The following is a 19525-nucleotide window of genomic DNA, read 5'->3' on the forward strand; positions in this document are numbered from 1 at the left end:
GCGGCGCCCGCCGGCGGGATTCCGCCCGGCGGGCGCCGGAGACGAGTGGATCAGCCGCCGATGACCTTGCGGTAGGCGCGCGGGCCGTCGTAGTCGTTGACGGCGTAGTGCCACGTCGCCTGGTTGTCCCAGATCACGAAGTCGCCGGGCTTCCAGCCGAAGCTGACGGTGTAGTTGGGCGACGAGGCGTGCGCGAGCAGGAAGGGCAGCAGGGCCTCGCCCTCGGCCGGGCTGACGCCCGTCAGCCTCAGCGCCGAGGCACTGAGGAAAAGGCCCTTGCGGCCGGTGTGGCGGTGCGTGCGCACGACGGGGTGCTCGACGGTCTCGGTCACCGGCGGCCGGTTGTAGGTTCCGTCGCCTGGATCGGCGTTGTAGACGGCGTTGACCGATTCCAGCAGCTGCTTGAACGGCTCGGAAAGCCCGTCATAGGCCGCCTGGAGGTCGGCCCAGAGTGTGCGCCCGCCGATTTCCGGAACCACCTGGTAGGTCAGGGACTCGATGGTGAACGGCGGGTTGCGCCAGGTACCCCCGACGTGCCAGGCCGCGGCGTTTCCCGCCTTCTCCAGGTTGAAGACGTACACAAGCCGGTTGTCCTCGTGGCGGTACAGCCACTGGGGGTGGTCGAAGGGCTCGTCGAAGATCCGGACGGCCCGCACATGCGCGTCGGGCGCGAGGTCCTGGTCACGGAAGACGAGGACCTTGTGCTTCCAGAAGGCCGCGCGCAGGGCCTCGGCGGTGGCGTCGTCGACGCCGCCGGCCAGGTCGACGCCGACGACCTCGGCGCCGAGGACGGGGCTTGCCGGGCGAATGTCGTGCGCGATGCGGGTAGCGGTCATAGTGACCCCCTCAGCGTGGGATGTGATGTCTGCCAAACGGGTCAGGCTCGTCGGCTGTCGCCAAGCGCGATACCAGCCCGGTACGGTCCCTGGAAAGAAAAACGGGAGTATCGCGCCCGGTCGGCACGCGGACTTCCGGAATCGAAATCCGAATACGCGGAAGGCCGGCCCGGTGATCGGGTCGAGAATGCCGTTCGGCGTTGGAGAGGCAAGCGGCGGCCTCCCGCCCGCGAGTCGCGCGGGCACCTTCCGACATTAGCCCCGGCAACCGATTGCCGCAATCCCCACCGGCAATATGAACATTGCGCCGGCACGACTCCGTAACATTCCCGTCGCACGGCTGTCTTTCGTCGTAGCGCCAACCGGCGTCGTCGCGTGCTCGTCTACTGCATGGGTTCGCCGTCGTAGGTCGGCGGAAGCAGGAAGCCGTTGCTGGCGGTGAGGCCGCCGTCGCTGGCGAGCACCGCGCCGGTGACGTACGACGACTCGGGCGTGGCGAGGAAGTAGATGACCTTGGCCTGTTCGCGCGGGTCGCCCCAGCGGCCGAGTGGGATCCGGCGGGTGATCGCGGGGTAGAGGCTCGGGTGCTCGCGTACGGCCGCGGTGCGCGGGGTGGCGGTCATTCCCGGTGCGATCGCGTTGATCCGGATGTTCTGGTAGCCGTAGTCGAGGGCGGCGGAGCGGACGAGGTTGATCGCGGCGGCCTTGGTGGTGTTGTAGGCCCACGTGTACGGGTCGCCGCGCAGCCCGGCGCCGGAGGCCGTCACGACGATGGCGCCGCCGCCGGCTGCCCGCAGGGCGGGGGCCGCCGCTCGGATGCCGAGCGCGACGCCGCGCACGTTGACGGCGTGGATGCGGTCGAGGTGCTCGATCGCGCCGGGCGCCTCGATCGGGGGTGCGCCGCCGATGCCCGCGTTCAGCACGGACGCGGCCAGCCGGCCGAACGTGTCGAGGGCGAGCCGGACCGCGTCGAGGTTGGTCGCCTCGGTCGAGGCGTCGCCCACCAGCGTGACCACGTTCGGAATGGCCTTCAGCTCGGCGAGCCGGTCGGCGTCGGGGTCGACGGCGACCACGCCGTAGCCGCGTTCCGCGAACAGCTCCACGGTGGCCAGCCCGATGCCGGCGGCCGCGCCGGTCACGACCACCGCTGACGCCGTCATGTCCGCTCCTTCGTGTTGACTCCCTCATTGTTCACTTATTTGGTGGTTATACAGGAGAAGGGGGGTGACCGAAGGCCCCGTCGTCCGGGCCGGGCTCAGAACAGGCCGCCACCGGCGTGGACGGTCTGGCCGGTGAGCCAGCGGGCGGCGTCGGAGGCGAGGAACGCGACGATGTCGGCGATGTCGTCGGGCTCGCCGAGCCGGCGTAGTGGGTTCTGCGCGGCGATCTGCGTGAGCACGGCCGGCGGCTGGCCGGCGGTGAGCACTTCGGTCCGGGTCGCGCCGGGCAGCACGCTGTTCACGGTGATGCCGCGCGGCCCGAGCTCCCTCGCGAGGACGCGGACGAGCGCGTCGCCCGCCGCCTTGCTCGCGGCGTAGGCGCCCGAGCCGCTCGCTCGGCTTCTTGATCGCTGTTGCGGCCCTGGCATGGTCGTGATCTGGACGTTTCTACGACCACCCGAGGGCCGAAACGGCGATCAAGGCCGGGCCGACGGCGCGGACCGGCTGGCCCCCGGTAGGTCGGCGGCGCGGCGGACGGCACCGGCTGGATCAGGGAAGCGGCTGGCCTGCCGGTGTCGGCCGCGGCGCCGTGGCCCGGGCGCGCCGCTCCGGCGCGGTGACGCCGATGAACGCCGCCGCCGCGGTGGCCACGAGGGCGGCGGCGGCCGGAAGGGCGGACGCGCCGATCGCGTCGAGGGTGAGGCCACCGAGCGCCGCGCCGAGGGCGGCGCCGAGATAGATCGCGGACCCGTTGAGGCCGAGCGCGACGGTCGCGACGTCCGGGGCGACGTCGAAGAGCCGGTGCTGCTGAGGGGTGATCGTCAGCCCGCCGAAGGCGCCGATCGTGAAGGCAAGGACCAGTGTCGGCAGGTACCAGGACTGTGCCCCCGCCAGCACGGCGTAGGACACCGCGACTCCGCCGACCCCGGCCAGCAGCACCCGCAGCGCGCCGCGGCCGTCGACGAGCCGGCCCACCAGCCGGTTGCCGACCACGCTGCCCAGCCCGAACGCCAGCAGGACCACGACGAGCCGGCTTCCCGTGGCGGTGGTGCCGAGCACCGCGGGAAGGTAGGAGATCAGCAGGAACGTCGGCGCGACCACGGCGACCGTCGCCACCAGCACCGCGAGCACCGTGGGCCTGGTCAGGACGCCCAGCCGGGTCCGCATCGACGTCGCGGGGACGTACGCACCCGGCAGCCGGGGCACACAGACCGCGGTCAGCGCCGCGAGGCCCATGATCGTCCAGAGCACCACGCGCCAACCGGCCCACTGCCCGACCAGCACGCCGAACGGGACTCCGAGCACGGTCGAGAGCGAGGTTCCCGCGGTCACGGCGGCCAGCGCCCGGCCGCGTCGGTGCTCGCCGGCCAGCGTTCCGGCCAGGACGTAGGCGTTGGACTGGAAGGCGGCGGCGCCGAGGGCCGCGAAGGCCCGACCGGTCGCCATGACGGCGAAGGAGGTCGCCAGGGCCTGGCCGGCCATCCCGAGCAGGAACAGCGCCAGCCCGCCGCCGAGCAGGACACGCCGGTCCCACCGGCCGGTAAGCGTCGCGATGACGGGCGAGCCGACCGCGTAGGTGATCGAGAACAGGGTGGTGAGCTGGCCCGCGGTGGAGACGCTCACCGAGAGGTCGGTGGCGATGCTGGGGAGCAGGCCGCTGAGCACGAAGCCGTCGACGCCCAGGGTGAACGTGCCCGCCGCCAGCACGCCGAGCTGCCAGCCGCGCAGCTCGCCGGCACGAGGTTCATTCGATGCCTGTCGAATCGTCACAGGGTGAGGTTAGGGGTACGATTCGACGCGTGTCAAAGCATCGAGGTGGGCGAGCCGCTCGGCCGAGTGGCTGAGCGAGCCGGCCCCGCGTGCCCCGCCAGCTTCCGCAGCCCAGCCGTGACTCGATCAACATGGTCACGGTCCTCACCGCGCTGGCCGATCCCACCCGCCTCACGCTGATGCGGGCGATGTACTCGCGGCCCGGCCCGGCCGACTGCGCCGTGGTGGCCGAGGCGGTCGAGGTCGGCGCGCCGACGGTCTCCCACCACTACCGCGTGCTGCGCGAGGCCGGTCTGACCACGACCACGGTCGAGGGGCGCCGCCGGGTGGTCACCATTCGCCGTGAAGATCTTGAGGCGCGCTTTCCCGGCCTGCTGGCCGCCATCCTGACGCCGGACCTGGACGCCCACCTCACCCACGCCTGACGCAGTCGGCAAGAGGCGTGAGGCGTCGCGGGCTGACCCGTGTTGACCCGCCGTGACGGGACCGGCCCGCGCGCTGCGTCCGTGTGTCCGAGGTGTGGCTTTTCCTGTAACAGAAGGATTTCCGGTATTTATCACCTTGTTCATCGAGATTGACGACAAAACCCCGGCTAGTTAGCGTTGCCCGGCGGTGGTCATCCCGCCGCGGGCTCGACAGGGGCCGCGATTCCGGACGAGGAGGAGAGCAGCGTGCCCGCAACGCCGGCCCCCGTCGTCGTCGCCTTCCGCGACCGCTCGGTCGCGATGTTCTCCCGTCGTCACATCGACCTGCAGCGCGTCACGAGCAGCCTCTGTCCTGGCGGCCAGCTCACGCTCGTCCATACCCTCTCGCCCTCCGGGTGACCGCGGGCCTGGCGCCGCGGCGGTCGCCGGCCCGCCGCGACCCGGCGTAACGAGCCGGCCGCGCAGGTCGGCGGGACTCGCTTCGCGGCCTGGCGCCGAGGGGCCGGGCGCCGTGCGGAACCGCTCGCCCGCCGGCCGGCGCGGCCCGCGTCGGCCGCCCGCCGAGCCCGTGCACACCGTTCGTTCCTGGCCGCGGCCCGCGGCGCGGCCACCTGTTCCCGTCGACGCCTTCCTCCTGACGGCGGCTCCGCACGGTGGTTGCGCCAACCGGCCGCCTGCCCGCGCGCCGTCGCTCCGCGGTGAGGCGGATGGACGCCCCCGACCTCGCGGCGCCGTGAAGGCTCACAAGACCAAGGAGAACCAGACCGTCGTGAATCGATCAAGACAGCTCGCGCCTACCCGGTGGGCCGTGGCTGTGGCCGCGCTCGCCGTCGGCTCGACGTTGCTGAGCGCCTGTGGTTCCGGCGGTTCGTCCGGTGGCTCCACGCCCGCGAGCGCCGCCGCCGCGCCGAAGGCCGGTGGCACGCTGACCTTCGCGGTCGGTTCGGACGCGGGCTGCGTCGACCCGCAGCAGGCCGGCAGCAACGACACGATCTACTCGCTGCGCCAGATCGTCGACTCGCTGACGGACCAGGACCCGAAGACCGGCAAGATCGTCCCCTGGCTCGCCCGGAGCTGGGAGATCAGCGCGGACGCGAAGACGTTCACCTTCCACCTGAAGCCAGGCGTCACCTTCAGCGACGGCACGCCGCTGACCGCGCAGGTGGTGAAGGACAACTTCGAGGCCCTCCCGAAGCTGGGCACGCTCGCGACCCTCGGTACCGGCTACCTGGGCGGCCTCGCCGGGATCAAGGCGATCGACGCCCAGACGATCGAGATCGACTTCCAGCAGCCGAACGCGCAGTTCCTGCAGGCGACCTCGACGTTCTCGCTCGGCATCGTCTCCGAGGCGAGCGTCCAGAAGACCCCGCAGGCACGCTGCGGCGACGGGATCATCGGTTCGGGCCCGTTCGTGCTGTCGAAGTACGTCGCCGGCCAGTCGATCTCGCTGAAGAAGCGCACCGGCTACACCTGGGGCTCGTCGCTGTTCACCAAGTCCGGCGACGCCTACCTGGACGCGCTGGAGTTCAAGGTGGTCCCGGAGGCGGGCGTGCGGACCTCCAGCCTGCAGTCCGGCCAGGTCGACGCGATCGGCGCCGTGGCGCAGTCCGACGAGGCGGCCCTCAGGGGCAGCGGCGCCCAGCTGCTCGCGCGGGCGAACCCGGGGGTGGTCTTCGGGCTGAACCTGAACAACTCCCGGCCGATCTTCGCCGATCCGAACGTACGCAAGGCGCTCCTGCTGGCGGTCAACCGGCAGCAGATCGTCGACACCGTGTTCCCGACCGGGACCAGGCCGGCGACCAGCGTCCTGGCCCACACCACGCCGGACTACGCCGACCTGAGCTCCTCCGTCACCTTCAACGCCACGAAGGCCGGCGCGCTGCTCGACGCCGCCGGCTGGAAGCTCGGCGCGGGCGGCATCCGGCAGAAGGACGGCGCCCCGCTGGCCTTCACGATCACCTGGTTCGCCAACGCCGCCACCAACCAGCCGGCGCTGGAACTGGTCCAGCAGCAGCTGAAGGCCGTCGGCGTCCAGGTCGACCTGAAGCAGCTGCAGATCGCGCAGATCAGCCAGACGCTGACGGGCGGCGACTTCGACGTGCTGTGGGGCAACGTGACCCGGGCCGACCCGGACATCCTGCGCGGCCAGTTCTCCACCAAGGGCCTCAACGCGTACAAGCTCCCGGCCACCGATCTGGACACGGTGCTCGCCCAGCAGGCAGCGGAGCCGGATCCGACCAAGCGCGCCGCGCTGGTCAGGCAGGCCCAGCAGCTGGTCGTCGACAACGCCTACGTGGTTCCGGTCGTCGAGCTGGAGACCGAGCTGGGCGTCGGCAAGAACGTCCACGACCTGAACTTCGAGGCGTCCAGCCGCATCCAGCTGCACGACACCTGGAAGAGCTGACCCACGCGGACTCGGTCCCGCCGGCGGCCCTCGGGCCGCCGGCAGGAGCGGGGCGACAGAGGAGGGGAGACGGCGACCGAGATGTGGCGCTATGTGCTTCGCCGTCTCGCGCAGGCGGTCGGCGTGCTGTGGGCGGCCTACACGGTGACGTTCCTGGTGCTCGACTACCTGCCGGGTGACCCGGTCACGGCCATGGCCGGGGCGCAGGTGGACTCGGGCGGGGTCGACCCGGCGCTGGTCGCGAAGCTGCGCCACCAGTACGGCTTCGACCAGCCGGTGCTGGTGCAGTACTTCCATTACCTGTTCAGGGCGCTGCGCGGCGACCTCGGCGTCTCGGTGTCGACCGGCCGCCCGGTCACCTCGGTGATGGGCGACGCCCTGCCGCCGACGCTGGCGCTGACCGGGCTGGGGCTGGCCATCGGGATCGTCACCGGCGCCTCGCTCGCGCTGGTCGCGACCTACACCAACCGGCGGTGGCTGCGCCAGGGCCTGCTCTCGCTGCCGTCGATCGGGGTGTCGGTGCCGGGATTCTGGGTCGGGCTGATGCTCGTCCAGCTGTTCTCCTTCCGGATCCGGCTGTTCCCCGCGTTCGGCAACGACGGGCTGCGCGGCCTCGTGCTGCCGGCCGTCACCCTGGCGGTGCTGCCCGCCGCGATGATCGCGCAGATCCTCGCCAAGAGCCTGCTCACGGCGCTCGCCGAGCCCTACGCCCAGACCGCGCAGGCCAAGGGAGCGGGGCGGGCCCGCGTGCACCTGCGGCACGCGCTGCGCAACGCGCTGCTGCCCGCGCTGACGATCACGGGCGTGCTGACCGGCCAGCTGATGGCGAACGCCGTCGTCGTCGAGACGGTCTTCTCCCGCAACGGGCTCGGCCGGGCCACCGCCGCGGCCGTCAACGCGCAGGACATCCCGGTGGTGCAGGGCGTCGTCGTCTTCGGGGCGTTCGTCTTCGTGACGGTCAACCTGCTCATCGACCTCGTCTACCCGCTGCTCGACCCGAGGATCACCGTCGGCTCCGCCCGGCGCGGCCTTTCCCGGCGCGATGCCCCGACCGACCCACCCGCGGGCGGCGGCGAGCTGACGGCCTGCGCCGCCCGGCCGGCAGCAGGGAGCGCCGCATGACCCACCTGGACGCCGCCGGGCCGGTCCTCGCCGCGACGGCGCAGCCGGCCGACGCGGTCGTGGACGACGACTGGCGGGAGCCGCCGGTGGGACGACGCCACCGGGTGGACCTGGCTCGCGTGGGACGGTTCTTCCTGGGCCGGCCCGGCCTGGTGCTCGCGGTCCTGCTCGTCGTGCTGGTGGTGCTGGCCGCCTTCTGGCCGGGGCTGTTCACCTCCCGCGACCCGCTGCTGGGTGTGCCGACCGACCGGTTCAGCGGGCCGAGCGCCCAGCACTGGTTCGGCACGGACGAGCTCGGCCGTGACCTGTTCGCCCGCGTCGTGCACGGCGCGGCGCTGTCCCTGAAGGCGACGATCATCGCGGTCGCGGTGGCGTTCGTCGTCGGTGGGCTGCTCGGTCTCGTCGCCGGCTTCGTCGGCCGCTGGGTCGAGGACGTCATCATGCGGGTCGTCGACGTGCTGCTGTCGATCCCCGCGCTGTTCATGTCGCTCGCGCTGGTCACCGCGCTCGGCTACGGCACGGTCAAGGTCGCCCTGGCGGTCGGGATCGCGAGCGTCGCCAGCTTCGCCCGGGTCATGCGCGCGGAGGTGCTCAAGGTGCGCCAGGCGACCTACGTCGAGGCGTCCCGGTCGATCGGCGCCCGGTGGTACACCGTGCTCGGCCGCCACGTGCTGCCCAACGCGCTGGGGCCGGTCCTCGTGCTCGCGACCCTCGACTTCGGCACCTCGGTCCTCGCCGTGTCGTCACTGAGCTTCCTGGGCTACGGCGCCTCCCCGCCGGCGCCGGAATGGGGCACGTTGATCTCCAGCGGACGCAACTACCTGGCCAACGCCTGGTGGCTGACGACCCTGCCCGGCCTGACCGTCGCCGCGACCGTGCTGGCGACCAACCGGATCGCCCGGGCCCTCGACGGCGAATGGGCGACGCAGCGATGACCGCCATCCCGACCCAGCCGGGCCCGGCAGAACCGGCCGCGGCCAAGGAGACCGCGAGCCCGACGCGCGACGCGGGCCTGCTCGCGATCCGCGGGCTGTCGGTCTCCTACCGCGCGCGGACCGGGCCGATCCCGGCCGTGCGCGGGGTCGACCTCGACATCCACCCCGGGGAGATCGTCGCCCTGGTCGGCGAGTCCGGCTCCGGGAAGAGCACCACGGCGCACGCCGTCATCGGGCTGCTGCCGGCCGGCGGACGCGTCGACGCGGGCAGCGTCCAGTTCGGCGGCCAGGACCTGGTCAGGCTCGCCCCGCGCGAGCTGCGGGTCATCCGGGGCGCCGGCATCGGCCTCGTCCCGCAGGACCCGACCGTGTCGCTCAACCCGGTGGCGCGGGTCGGCGACCAGGTCGCCGAGGTGCTGCGGATTCACCACCTGGCCGGCCGCCGCGAGGCCGGCCAGGCCGCGGTGGGCCTGCTGGAACGGGCGGGACTGCCGAACCCGGCGACCGCGGCCCGCCAGTACCCGCACGAGCTGTCCGGCGGGATGCGGCAGCGGGCCCTGATCGCCATCGCGATCGCCGCGAGACCGAGCCTGATCATCGCCGACGAGCCGACCAGCGCGCTGGACGTCACCGTCCAGCGGCTCATCCTCGACCACCTCGACCGGCTGACGTCCGAGCTCGGCACCGCCGTGCTGCTGGTGACCCACGACCTCGGCGTCGCCGCCGACCGGGCGGCCCGGATCGCGGTCATGTCGCGCGGCCGGATCGTCGAGACCGGCCCGACCCGCCAGATCCTCGACGACCCCCGCGACCCCTACACACGCCGTCTGCTGCGGGCGGCCCCGAGCCTCGCGGCCGCCCGCGGCCGGTCGCCGGCCGCGAGCGCCGGCCCGGTGGTGGCGTCGCTGGAGAAGGCCGCCCCGGTGGCCCCCGAGGCGAGTGACGTCCGGCCGCTGGTGGTGGTGGACCACCTGGTCAAGAGCTTCCCGCTGCCCAGGACCGCCGGCGGCGCACGCGGGCTGCGGGCCGTGGACGACGTCAGCCTCACCATCAGCCGGGGCGAGACGCTGGCGCTGGTCGGCGAGTCGGGCTCGGGAAAGTCCACGACGGCCAGACTCGTGCTCCGCCTGGTCGACCCGACCGCGGGACGGATCACCTTCGACGGCGAGGACGTCACCCGCGCCGGCGGCGGCCGGCTGCGGGCGCTGCGCCGGCGGGCCCAGCTGATCTACCAGAACCCGTACGCCTCCCTCGACCCACGGTTCACGGTCGGCGAGGTGGTCACGGAGCCGCTGCGGGTCTTCCACGTCGGCGACCGCGCCGCGCGGCTCGCCCGCGCCCGGGAGCTGCTCGACCGGGTCGCGCTGCCGGCGTCCATGCTGGACCGCCGCCCGGCGGAGCTGTCCGGCGGGCAGCGCCAGCGGGTCGCGATCGCCCGCGCGCTGGCGCTGTCGCCCGAGCTGGTCGTCTGCGACGAGCCGATCTCCGCCCTGGACGTCTCCGTGCAGGCCCAGGTCCTTCAGCTGCTGGCCGAGCTGCAGGCCGACACCGGCGTCGCCTACCTGTTCATCTCCCACGACCTGGCCGTCGTCCGCCAGATCGCCCACCGGGTCGCGGTGATGCGCTCGGGCCGGGTCGTCGAGACGGGCCCCACCGACCGGCTGTTCGCCGACCCCGAGCACGAGTACACCCGCGCCCTGCTCGACGCCATCCCGGGCGCCGCGGCCGGGGGTGGCGACTGATCGGTCGGCCGGCTCGATTGTTACGGCTACGTGCCGGCATAAAATCCACTTGTCCGGTCGGGATTGACGAGATTGTGACCTGTCCTTAGTATTCGAGATATACGGTTCGCCGTGCCCCCGGGGCGGCGAACCTGCTTGCGCGTCTTGCGCTGGACTTGAGTGGGAAGAGAAAAGGGTGGCGTCGACAATGTCCGGTTGGGCCGGCGGGAAGAACGGCTGGGAGCGTGCCTGGCTGGCAGCCCAGCCGGCGTCCGCGCCGTTGCTGGTAGCCCGCCGGCACATCGACCAGGGCCGCGTCAGCAGTGCTCTCTGTACGGGCTGACCAGCGGGTTCGTTCTCGCCTGCTGTGACTGATCTGCCCGGCCCCGCCTCCGTTTCTGTCTGACAGCCGTCAGTCGGCTGCCGCCGGATATCCCGGCACCTCGCGCACGGCGGCCCTCTTTCTGGCCGCGCCGCGGCGGCGAGTGGCATATTCGCGCGAGCCCGAGGTGGCTGTTCTCGCGGATCGCGCGACCGCATTGCGGGCGCTGACACCACCCATGACCGGTTACGCGTCGCCGGCCGCCCATCGGGCCGGCTCGGCTCTTTTTCGGGGGCACATTCGTGAGCGAAGATCGTGACTGAGGGAGTGGTCGCGTCGTTGGCCATCTCGGCTGACGCACCGGACGGCGCCGCCCAACCGGCCGGCGGCCAGCCCGCGGTCGTTCCCACCGGCGTCGGCCCGGTGAGCGTCCAGGTTCCGGAGGCGCTGGAGCGGCCGGCGGCCCAGCGGGTGATCCCGCTCCGCCGGCCAGGGCGCTGGATCGCCACCGTCGTGGTGCTCGTGGTTCTCGCGCAGGCCATCCACGGCCTCGTGACCAACCCCTTCTACCAGTGGGACCGGTTCGAGTACTGGTTCGCCCGGCCGGTGATCCTGCGCGGGCTGCTGATCACGCTGCAGGTGACGGCCTACAGCGCGGTGTTCGGCCTGCTCGGCGGCATCGTGCTCGCGCTCGGCCGGCTGTCGAGCAACCCGGTGCTGAAGTCGGTGAGCTGGCTCTACATCTGGCTGTTCCGGTCGGTGCCGCTGATCGTCGTGCTGATCTTCCTCTACAACTTCGGCGCGCTGTACCGGACGGTCAGCCTGGGCGTGCCGTTCGGCCCGAGGTTCCTCAGCTTCCACGAGGCGGACCTGCTCGGCGAGATGGCGATCGCCGTGATCGGGGTCAGCCTGAACGAGGCCGCCTACGCCGCGGAGGTGGTGCGGGCCGGGCTGCTCTCGGTCGACCAGGGCCAGCACGAGGCGGCGGCCGCGCTCGGGCTGCCACGGTTCTACCAGTTCCGCCGGATCGTGCTGCCACAGGCGCTGCGCGCGATCATCCCGTCCTACGTCAACCAGCTGATCGGGCTGATCAAGGGGACGTCGCTGGTCTTCTACGTCTCGCTGCTCGACATCTTCGGGAAGGTGCAGACGATGGGCAGCACCTATCCCGGCGACGTCATCCCGCTGCTGCTGGTCGGGACGGCGTGGTACGTGATCCTCACCAGCATCGTGTCCGTGGTCCAGTACTACGTGGAGCGGTACTACTCGCGCGGCGCGCTGCGGACGCTCCCGCCGACCCCGACGCAGTGGGCGCGGGCCGGGCTCGCCCGCCTGCGGCTCTCGGTCCGGGCCCGGGTGGCGCGATGACCACCGCCCAGCACACCGCCGAGGCCGCGGCGGCGGTCGAGATCCACAACGCGCACAAGTCGTACGGCGTCAACCACGTGCTCGCCGGGGTCAGCCTCGCGGTTCCCGCCGGCCAGGTCGCCGCGATCCTCGGCCCGTCCGGCTCGGGGAAGTCGACTCTGCTGCGCGCGATCAACCACCTCGAGAAGCTCGACGTCGGCTACGTCGCGATCAACGGTGAGCCGGTCGGGGTCCGCCGCCACGGCGACCGCCTCAAGGAGCTGCCCGAGCAGGCGATCCTGGCCCAACGGGCCCGAATCGGGTTCGTGTTCCAGAACTTCAACCTGTTCCCACACCTGACGGTGCTCGACAACGTCACCGCCGCTCCGGTGGCCACCCGCCAGCACTCCCGGGCCGACGCGGTGGAACTGGCCCGGGCCCTGCTCGCCTCGGTGGGGCTGGCCGACAAGGCCGACGCCTATCCGCGCCAGCTGTCCGGCGGGCAGCAGCAACGGGTCGCGATCGCGCGGGCGCTCGCGCTGCGCCCTGGCGTGATCCTGTTCGACGAGCCGACCTCGGCGCTCGACCCCGAGCTGGTCGGCGACGTGCTCGCCGTCATCAAGGACCTGGCCACCAGCGGCACGACGCTGGTCATCGTCACCCACGAGGTCGGCTTCGCGCGGGAGGTGGCCGACCTGGTGGTGTTCCTCGACGCGGGCCGGATCGTCGAGCAGGGCCCACCGTCCGAGGTCATCGACAATCCCCGTCACCCGCGAACGAGGGAGTTCCTCAGCAAAGTCCTCTGAGGACTCCGTGGACCGGCGTTCACCGCCGGCGCCCGTTCGCTCCCGGCCGCCGGCTGAACAGCCGCCCAAAGGAACAACGAGGCATTCTTCGCCGCGCCGTCACCCGCGTCGCGCCGATTCTGCCGCGCCCCGTGGCGGGCGCGGCGCGAGAGGCCGAATCCTCGCCCGCAGACCAGTCGTCCTGGAAAAAGAAAGCAAGGGGAAATCATGCGCACTCTTCGACCCAGACGTGTCCGGGCGGCGGTCACTGGCACCGCGGCCGTCCTCGCGCTGACGATCGGCCTGACCGCCTGCGGGGGCAGCGACGGCAAGGGCTCGGGAGCGTCCGCGAGCGCGTCCACCGGCGCGACCGTCGTCACCGTCGGCGCCGTGTCCAACGGTGCCGCCAAGCAGACCGACCTCACCGTGCCGGTCGTGGACTCGATCCGGGCCGAGCTGCCGGCCTCCGTGCGCGACAGCGGCCAGCTGACCATCGGCCTCGGCCTGCTGCCGAGCGGGGCGCCGCCGCTCGGCTACACCGGCAGCGACCAGAAGACGCTCACCGGCTCGGAGCCCGACCTCGGCCGGCTCATCGCGGCCGTCTTCGGGGTGAAGCCGGTGTTCCAGAACTCGACCTTCGAGAACCTGTTCGTCGGCATCGACAGCGGCAAGAACAACGTCGGCATCTCGAACATCACCGACACCGAGGAGCGCAAGCGCAAGTACGACTTCGCGTCGTACCGGGAGGACAACCTGGCGTTCGAGGCGCCCAGGAGCAGCAGCTGGACCTTCACCGGCGACTACGAGGTGCTGGCCGGGAAGACCATCGGCGTGGGCGCCGGCACCAACCAGGAGAAGATCCTCCTGGAGTGGAAGACCAAGCTGGAGGCCGAGGGCAAGACCCTCGACGTCAAGTACTTCCAGGACCTCACCACGGTCTACGCGTCGCTGGCCTCCGGCAAGATCGACGCCTACTTCGGCCCGAACCCGTTCGAGGCCTACCACGTCACCCAGTCCGCGAGCTCGCCGAACCCGACCCGCCTGGCCGGCCAGTGGTCGGGCGCGGGGGAGACGCTCCAGGGCCTGATCGCGGCGACGACGAAGAAGGACTCCGGCCTGGTCAAGCCGCTGGCCGACGCGATCAACTACCTGATCCAGAACGGTCAGTACGGGAAGTGGCTCGCCTCCTGGAACCTCTCGGAGGAGGCCGTGAAGTCCGCCCAGGTGAACCCGCCGGGACTCCCGCTGACCAACTCCTGAGCCGGCCCGGCCGGCTGGCCCGCCTCGCGCGCGGCGGCCGGCCGGGTCAGCGCCGGATGCGCCACCGCCCACGCTCCCGGGTGATGGCGCATCCGGCGCGCCGCCGTCCTTTTCCGCTGGTCCCATGGCGAGGAGCGCACCCTCCGATGAGCACATCAGCCGACGTCCGCCCCCGCCCGGCGGACGACGACGACCCCCGTCGGCCGGACCAGGCCGACGGTTCCGAGCCGCCGCACATCCTGGACAACCCGGCGTACGCGTCGCTGACCGGGGCGCACGCGCACCTGGCCGAGCGGCGCGGCAACGTCCTGCGCTACCGGGTCGACGTCTCCCCGTTCATGGGCGTCCCCGAACCGCTGGAGCCGGGCGACTGGGACGACCTGCTCGCGCTGGTCGGCCCCGGCGGCCTGGTGCCGCTGACCCGGACGCCGGAGGTTATCCCGCCCGGGTGGGAGGTCGTGATGAGCGGCCCCGGCGTGCAGCTCGTCGACGACGGCCTGCGGGACGCGCCCGACGAGGAGGCCGTCCGGCTGGGCCAGGCCGACGTACCGGAGATGCTGGCGCTGGTCGCGGCGACGAAGCCGGGCCCGTTCCTGCCAGGAACCATCGAGATGGGCACCTACCTGGGCATCCGCCGGGGCGGTGAGCTGGTGGCGATGGCCGGCGAGCGGCTGCACCCGCCGGGCTGGACGGAGATCAGCGCGGTCTGCACCCAGGACGCGTTCCGCGGCCAGGGCCTGGCGACCCGGCTGGTCCGGGCGGTCGCGCACGGGATCCGCGGCCGCGGCGAGACCCCGTTCCTGCATGCCGCCGCGACCAACACGAACGCCATCAGGCTGTACCTGTCGATCGGGTTCCGGCTGCGCCGCAGGCCCTCGTTCCTCGTGCTTCGGGCGCCGGGGCCCGCGCCGGCCGGTGCACCCTCCTGGGGCGTGCCGGTGGTCGGCATCGAGCTGCCCGCGACCGAGTAGTGAAATACCTATTAACTTGGTGGACATGGTGGAATACGCTCGCGGTGGAGCTGGTTGTCGTCTGCGGATTCACCTGACCTAATCCGCCTGACCGCAATCCGCTCTCCCCGCAGGGTCGTTCTCCGCGCACGAGTCACGGAGATTCCTCCGCACGACAGGCCGCAGGGAAAAGCAATCCGATCAGCACGGAATGGCAGACATCACAGAAGCAGGTCCCTTGTGACGGTGCAGCGCGCGGACGTCGTCCAGGTCGGCGGCGGGGTCGTCGGCTCGGCGGCGGCCTGGCGGCTGGCGCGGCGGGCTCGACGTCGTTCTGCTCGAACGGTTCGGGCCCGGGCACGTCTACGGCGCCTCGCACGGCGTCCCGCGGATCTTCCGGGTGTCGTACCCCGCTTCTCCCAGCGCTGAGGCCCGCCATCCCGGCCCAGACCCGAAGACCGAAGGGCTCCCCATGTCCGACGTTCCGCTCTCCGTCCTCGACCTGATCCCGGTCAGCGCCGGCGCGACGCACGCCGAGGCGCTGCGCAACGCGGTCGACCTGGCCCGTCAGACCGAGGCCTTCGGCTACCGGCGGTACTGGTTCGCCGAGCACCACCTCGCCACCGGCGTCATCGGGGCGTCGACGGCGGTCGCGATCGCCCTCGTGGGCGGCGCGACGAAGACGATCCGGCTCGGTTCCGCCGGCGTCCAGATCGGGCATCGCACGCCGCTGTCGGTCGTCGAGGAGATCGGGCTGCTGAACGCGGCCTTCCCCGGCCGGCTCGACCTGGGCATCGGCCGGTCGTTCAGCCGGCCCGCCCCGACGGGAGACGGCGGCGCGGAGCTGCCGCGGCAGGCGGGCGAGCCGGAGCCGGCGCTCGCCACGGCCGGGGTGGCGGCCAGCCAGGCGTCCGCGGCCGCCAGCTACGTGGCCTCGGCCGGCGGCGGCGCCCATCTCGCCGACGAGTACACCGCGGGCGGGCTGCTACTGCCGAAGCGGTTCGACTTCACCAAGCTGCTCGCGTCCGACCTGGTCGGCGTCCTGGTCACGCTGCTGCAGCAGCCCGGCGCGTACGCCCCCGGCTACGCCGAGCAGATCGACGACGTGCTCGCCCTGCTCGCGGGGACCTACCACACGCCGACCGGCCTGCCGGGGCACGCCTCGCCCGGCGAGGGCGCGGACGTCGAGGTCTGGATCCTCGGCGCGTCCGGCGGGGTCAGCGCGACGGTCGCCGGCGAGCGCGGGCTGCCGTTCGCGGCCTCCTACCACCACAGCCCGAGCACCGTGCTCGACGCGGTCCAGGCCTACCGGGCCGCGTTCCGCCCTTCCGCCTCGCTGGACCGGCCGCTGGTCGCGGTGTCCGCCGACGTCGTCGTCGCCGAGGACGACGCGACCGCGACCCGGCTGGCCGCCGGCTACGGGCAGTGGGTGCTCAGCATCCGCGCGGGCACGGGCGCGATCCCGTTCCCGGCCCCCGACGACGCGCTGGCGCGCACCTGGACCGACGAGGAGCGGGAGCTGGTCCGGGACAGGGTGAGCACCCAGCTCGTCGGCTCCCCGCGCACCGTCGCCGACCGGCTGGAGCAGCTGCGCGACGAGACCGGCGCCGACGAGCTCGCCATCACCACCATCACCCACCGGCACGCCGACCGGGTCCGGTCCTACCAGCTTCTCGCCGACGAGTGGCGCCGCCGCTGAGGCACGCCCGGCCCGTACCGGACCCGCCGCCCACCCAGCCGTCCGGGTCCGCGACCAGCACTCGATGTCGATCAGAAGGAGATGACCCCGATGGCGGATTCGGCGCACTCGGACCTGTTGCACCTCGCCGTCGCGCTCGACGGCACGGGATGGCACCCCGCCGCCTGGCGCGAGCCTGACGCCCGGCCGGCGGAGCTGCTCACGGCCGGCTACTGGCTGGACCAGGTTCTCGAGGCCGAACGCGGCCTGCTGGACTTCGTCACGATCGAGGACTCCCTCGGCCTGCAGTCGTCGCGCTTCGACGGCCCGGACGAGCGGACCGACCAGGTGCGCGGCCGGCTCGACGCGGTCCTCATCGCCTCCCGGGTCGCCCCGCTGACCAGCCACATCGGCCTGGTGCCGACGGGGACCGTCACCCACACCGAGCCGTTCCACCTCTCCAAGGCGATCGCCACCCTCGACTACGTCAGCGCGGGCCGGGCCGGCTGGCGGGCCCAGGCGTCGCGGCCGGGCGAGAACACCCACTTCGGCCGGCGCCCGACCTTCTCGTTCGGGGTCGCCGACCTCGACAAGCCCGAGGTGCGGGCGGCGGTGGCCGACTCCTTCGACGAGGCGGCCGACTTCGTGGAGGTCGTGCGCCGGCTGTGGGACAGCTGGGAGGACGACGCGGAGATCCGCGACGTCGCGACCGGCCGGTTCATCGACCGGGAGAAGCTGCACTACATCGACTTCGAGGGCCGCTGGTTCAAGGTCCGCGGCCCGTCGATCGTGCCGCGCCCGCCGCAGGGCCAGCCGGTCGTCTCGGTGCTCGCGCACGCGACGATCCCGTACCGGCTCGGGGCCCGGGCCGCCGACATCGTCTACGTGACCCCGCGGGACGAGGCCGGGGCCGCGGCGATCGTCGCCGAGGTCCGCGCCGAGCAGGAGGCGGCCGGCCGGGCGGCGCAGCCGGTCCACGTGTTCGGCGACCTGGTCGTGTTCCTCGACGACACCGCCGGGGCGGCGGCCGCGCGCAGGGACCGCCTGGACGAGGCGGCGGGGGAGCGGCTCGTCAGCGACGCGTTGGTCTTCACCGGCACGGCGGCCGAGCTGGCCGACCTGCTGCTGGCCTGGCAGCGGGCCGGGCTGTCCGGCTACCGGCTGCGGCCCGGCGCCGTCCCGCGCGACCTGGAGGCGATCACCCGCGCTCTGGTCCCCGAGCTCCAGCGTCGCGGCGCCTTCCGTACCGCCTACGAGGCGGACACCCTGCGCGGGCTGCTGGGCCTTCCCCGCCCGGCCAGCCGCTACGCGGCCGCCCACTGAATCACTGACCCACGGACCCGTCGACCCGCGATTAGAGGTACGCAGCATGAGCGGCGCGCGCAAGCAGATCATCCTTGGCGCCTATGTCGGGGGCGTCAACCACCAGACCGTGTGGTCGGACCCGGCCGCCGGCAGCCAGATCGACTTCTCCACCTTCCAGCACGTGGCGCGGACGGCCGAACGCGGGAAGTTCGACTTCTTCTTCCTGGCCGAGGGCCTCGTCCTGCGGGAACGGCTCGGGAAGATCTTCGACCAGGACATCATCGGCCGCCCCGACACGCTGCCGGTGCTCGCCGCGCTGGCCGCGGTCACCGAGCATCTCGGGCTCGTCGGCACCCTCAACGCGACCTTCAACGAGCCCTACGACCTGGCCCGCCAGATCGCCTCCCTCGACCACCTCTCCGGCGGCCGGGCCGGCTGGAACGTCGTCACGTCGTTCGACGCCTTCACCGGCCAGAACTTCAGGCGCGGCGGGTTCCTCGACCGCGACGACCGGTACATCCGGGCCGAGGAGTTCGTCACCGTCGCCCGCCGGCTGTGGGACACCTGGTCGCCCGAGGCCGTGCTCGCCGACGCTGCCCAGGGCCGGTTCCTGCGGGACGCCGACGCGGGCACCTTCCGCTTCCACGGCCGGCAGTTCGACATCTCGGGCCGGTTCAACGTGCCCCGCGGCCCGCAGGGCCGGCCGGTGATCCTGCAGGCCGGGGTGTCCCCGCAGGGCCGGGACTTCGCCGCGGCCACCGCCGACGCGATCTTCTCGCCGTTCCACCGGCTGGCCGAGGCGCAGGAGTTCTACCAGGACATCCAGCGCCGGGTCGCCCGGGCCGGACGCCCGGAGGGGTCGGTGCGCATCCTGCCCGGCGGCTCGTTCGTCCTCGGCGACTCCGCCGCGGACGCGGCCGAGAAGGCCCGCGAGATCGCCCGCACCCAGATCACCGGCCAGACCGCGCAGATCCTCCTCGAGGCCGTGTGGAACCGTGACCTTTCCGGTTACGACCCGGATGGCGCGCTGCCCGACGTCGACCCGGACCCCGACGGGCCGCTGGTCATCCAGGGCCGGGCCCGGCTGCATCAGGACGCGCTCGCGACCGTCCGCCAGTGGCGCGAGATCGCGGCGGCGAACGGCTTCTCGCTGCGCGAACTGGCCATCCACCTGTTCAGCCGCACCTAGTTCGTCGGCACGCCGACCCAGGTCGCCGACCAGCTGGACGGGTTCGTCCAGCAGGGCGGGTCGGACGGCTTCATCCTCGGCTCACACCTGACCCCGACGGGCCTGGACGAGTTCGTCGACAAGGTCGTCCCGCTGCTGCAGGAACGTGGCTCGCTGCGCGCCGACTACACCGGCACGACCCTGCGCGACAACCTGCGCATCCCGGCTCCGGAGGCGCCCCGGACCCCGGCCGCCGTCGCCTAGCGGAGGCAGGCCGCCCGCCCGTCGCCTTGATCGCTGCTTTCGCCCTCGGATGGCTACGAAACAGGCCCGGTAA

Annotated in this window: 17 protein-coding genes and 1 pseudogene; 14 read left to right on the plus strand and 4 right to left on the minus strand. The window is 72.6% G+C overall.

Translation table 11 applies throughout. The features are described 5' to 3' along the window. Positions 1-50: 50 nt before the first annotated feature. The 4 genes from FRAEUI1C_RS15440 to FRAEUI1C_RS15455 form a co-directional block, all read right to left on the minus strand. On the minus strand, positions 51-836 hold the full coding sequence (locus tag FRAEUI1C_RS15440; protein WP_013424241.1) for a TauD/TfdA dioxygenase family protein: 786 nt from the start codon (positions 834-836) through the stop codon (positions 51-53). A 383-nt stretch (positions 837-1219) separates the two neighbouring features. Further along, entirely contained in the window at positions 1220-1996 is a 777-nt protein-coding gene (locus tag FRAEUI1C_RS15445) for an SDR family NAD(P)-dependent oxidoreductase (protein WP_013424242.1), read from the minus strand. Between the two features lie 95 nt (positions 1997-2091). Continuing rightward, positions 2092-2424: an SDR family oxidoreductase gene (locus FRAEUI1C_RS15450; RefSeq protein WP_049806918.1), complete on the minus strand. Its 333-nt coding sequence runs from the start codon at positions 2422-2424 to the stop codon at positions 2092-2094. A 121-nt stretch (positions 2425-2545) separates the two neighbouring features. After that, positions 2546-3766, minus strand: a complete 1221-nt coding sequence (locus FRAEUI1C_RS15455) for an MFS transporter (protein ID WP_049806919.1) — start codon at positions 3764-3766, stop codon at positions 2546-2548. A gap of 89 nt (positions 3767-3855) precedes the next feature. Between FRAEUI1C_RS15455 and FRAEUI1C_RS15460 the strand changes: the two genes are divergently transcribed. From FRAEUI1C_RS15460 to FRAEUI1C_RS15515, 14 genes and pseudogenes are all read left to right on the plus strand, one after another. Next, positions 3856-4191 carry an ArsR/SmtB family transcription factor gene (locus FRAEUI1C_RS15460; RefSeq protein ID WP_013424244.1) on the plus strand — a complete coding sequence of 112 codons (336 nt, stop codon included), beginning with the start codon at positions 3856-3858 and terminating at the stop codon, positions 4189-4191. Between the two features lie 246 nt (positions 4192-4437). Beyond that, positions 4438-4590 (plus strand): putative leader peptide, encoded by a 153-nt coding sequence (locus FRAEUI1C_RS39575; protein WP_013424245.1) that lies wholly within the window; start codon positions 4438-4440, stop codon positions 4588-4590. Between the two features lie 370 nt (positions 4591-4960). After that, positions 4961-6595: an ABC transporter substrate-binding protein gene (locus FRAEUI1C_RS15465; protein ID WP_041260868.1), complete on the plus strand. Its 1635-nt coding sequence runs from the start codon at positions 4961-4963 to the stop codon at positions 6593-6595. A gap of 81 nt (positions 6596-6676) precedes the next feature. After that, positions 6677-7717, plus strand: coding sequence for an ABC transporter permease (locus FRAEUI1C_RS15470; protein WP_013424247.1), 1041 nt, complete (start codon positions 6677-6679; stop codon positions 7715-7717). Next, on the plus strand, positions 7714-8652 hold the full coding sequence (locus tag FRAEUI1C_RS15475) for an ABC transporter permease (protein ID WP_013424248.1): 939 nt from the start codon (positions 7714-7716) through the stop codon (positions 8650-8652). The genes FRAEUI1C_RS15470 and FRAEUI1C_RS15475 overlap by 4 nt, the downstream gene beginning before the upstream one ends. Next, positions 8649-10394: a dipeptide ABC transporter ATP-binding protein gene (locus tag FRAEUI1C_RS15480; RefSeq protein ID WP_013424249.1), complete on the plus strand. Its 1746-nt coding sequence runs from the start codon at positions 8649-8651 to the stop codon at positions 10392-10394. Before FRAEUI1C_RS15475 ends, FRAEUI1C_RS15480 begins: the two co-directional genes overlap by 4 nt. Positions 10395-10581: 187 nt before the next feature. Further along, the gene (locus tag FRAEUI1C_RS41655; RefSeq protein ID WP_269724403.1) at positions 10582-10716 is read left to right on the plus strand and encodes a hypothetical protein; all 135 of its coding nucleotides are present in this window, start codon (positions 10582-10584) and stop codon (positions 10714-10716) included. 294 nt (positions 10717-11010) lie between these two features. Continuing rightward, complete coding sequence (locus tag FRAEUI1C_RS15485; RefSeq protein ID WP_013424250.1) at positions 11011-12063, plus strand: amino acid ABC transporter permease; 1053 nt, start codon at positions 11011-11013, stop codon at positions 12061-12063. Continuing rightward, the gene (locus FRAEUI1C_RS15490) at positions 12060-12848 is read left to right on the plus strand and encodes an amino acid ABC transporter ATP-binding protein (protein WP_013424251.1); all 789 of its coding nucleotides are present in this window, start codon (positions 12060-12062) and stop codon (positions 12846-12848) included. Before FRAEUI1C_RS15485 ends, FRAEUI1C_RS15490 begins: the two co-directional genes overlap by 4 nt. A 207-nt stretch (positions 12849-13055) precedes the next feature. Further along, positions 13056-14087 carry a transporter substrate-binding domain-containing protein gene (locus FRAEUI1C_RS15495; RefSeq protein WP_013424252.1) on the plus strand — a complete coding sequence of 344 codons (1032 nt, stop codon included), beginning with the start codon at positions 13056-13058 and terminating at the stop codon, positions 14085-14087. A 146-nt stretch (positions 14088-14233) separates the two neighbouring features. Then, on the plus strand, positions 14234-15058 hold the full coding sequence (locus FRAEUI1C_RS15500) for a GNAT family N-acetyltransferase (RefSeq protein ID WP_013424253.1): 825 nt from the start codon (positions 14234-14236) through the stop codon (positions 15056-15058). A gap of 451 nt (positions 15059-15509) precedes the next feature. After that, the gene (locus FRAEUI1C_RS15505; RefSeq protein ID WP_013424254.1) at positions 15510-16736 is read left to right on the plus strand and encodes an LLM class flavin-dependent oxidoreductase; all 1227 of its coding nucleotides are present in this window, start codon (positions 15510-15512) and stop codon (positions 16734-16736) included. A gap of 90 nt (positions 16737-16826) precedes the next feature. Beyond that, on the plus strand, positions 16827-18038 hold the full coding sequence (locus FRAEUI1C_RS15510; RefSeq protein WP_013424255.1) for an LLM class flavin-dependent oxidoreductase: 1212 nt from the start codon (positions 16827-16829) through the stop codon (positions 18036-18038). A 46-nt stretch (positions 18039-18084) separates the two neighbouring features. Then, positions 18085-19452 (plus strand): annotated as a pseudogene (locus FRAEUI1C_RS15515) (NtaA/DmoA family FMN-dependent monooxygenase). Positions 19453-19525 lie beyond the last annotated feature (73 nt).

The organism is Pseudofrankia inefficax, from assembly GCF_000166135.1.
Lineage (GTDB): Bacteria > Actinomycetota > Actinomycetes > Frankiales > Frankiaceae > Pseudofrankia > Pseudofrankia inefficax.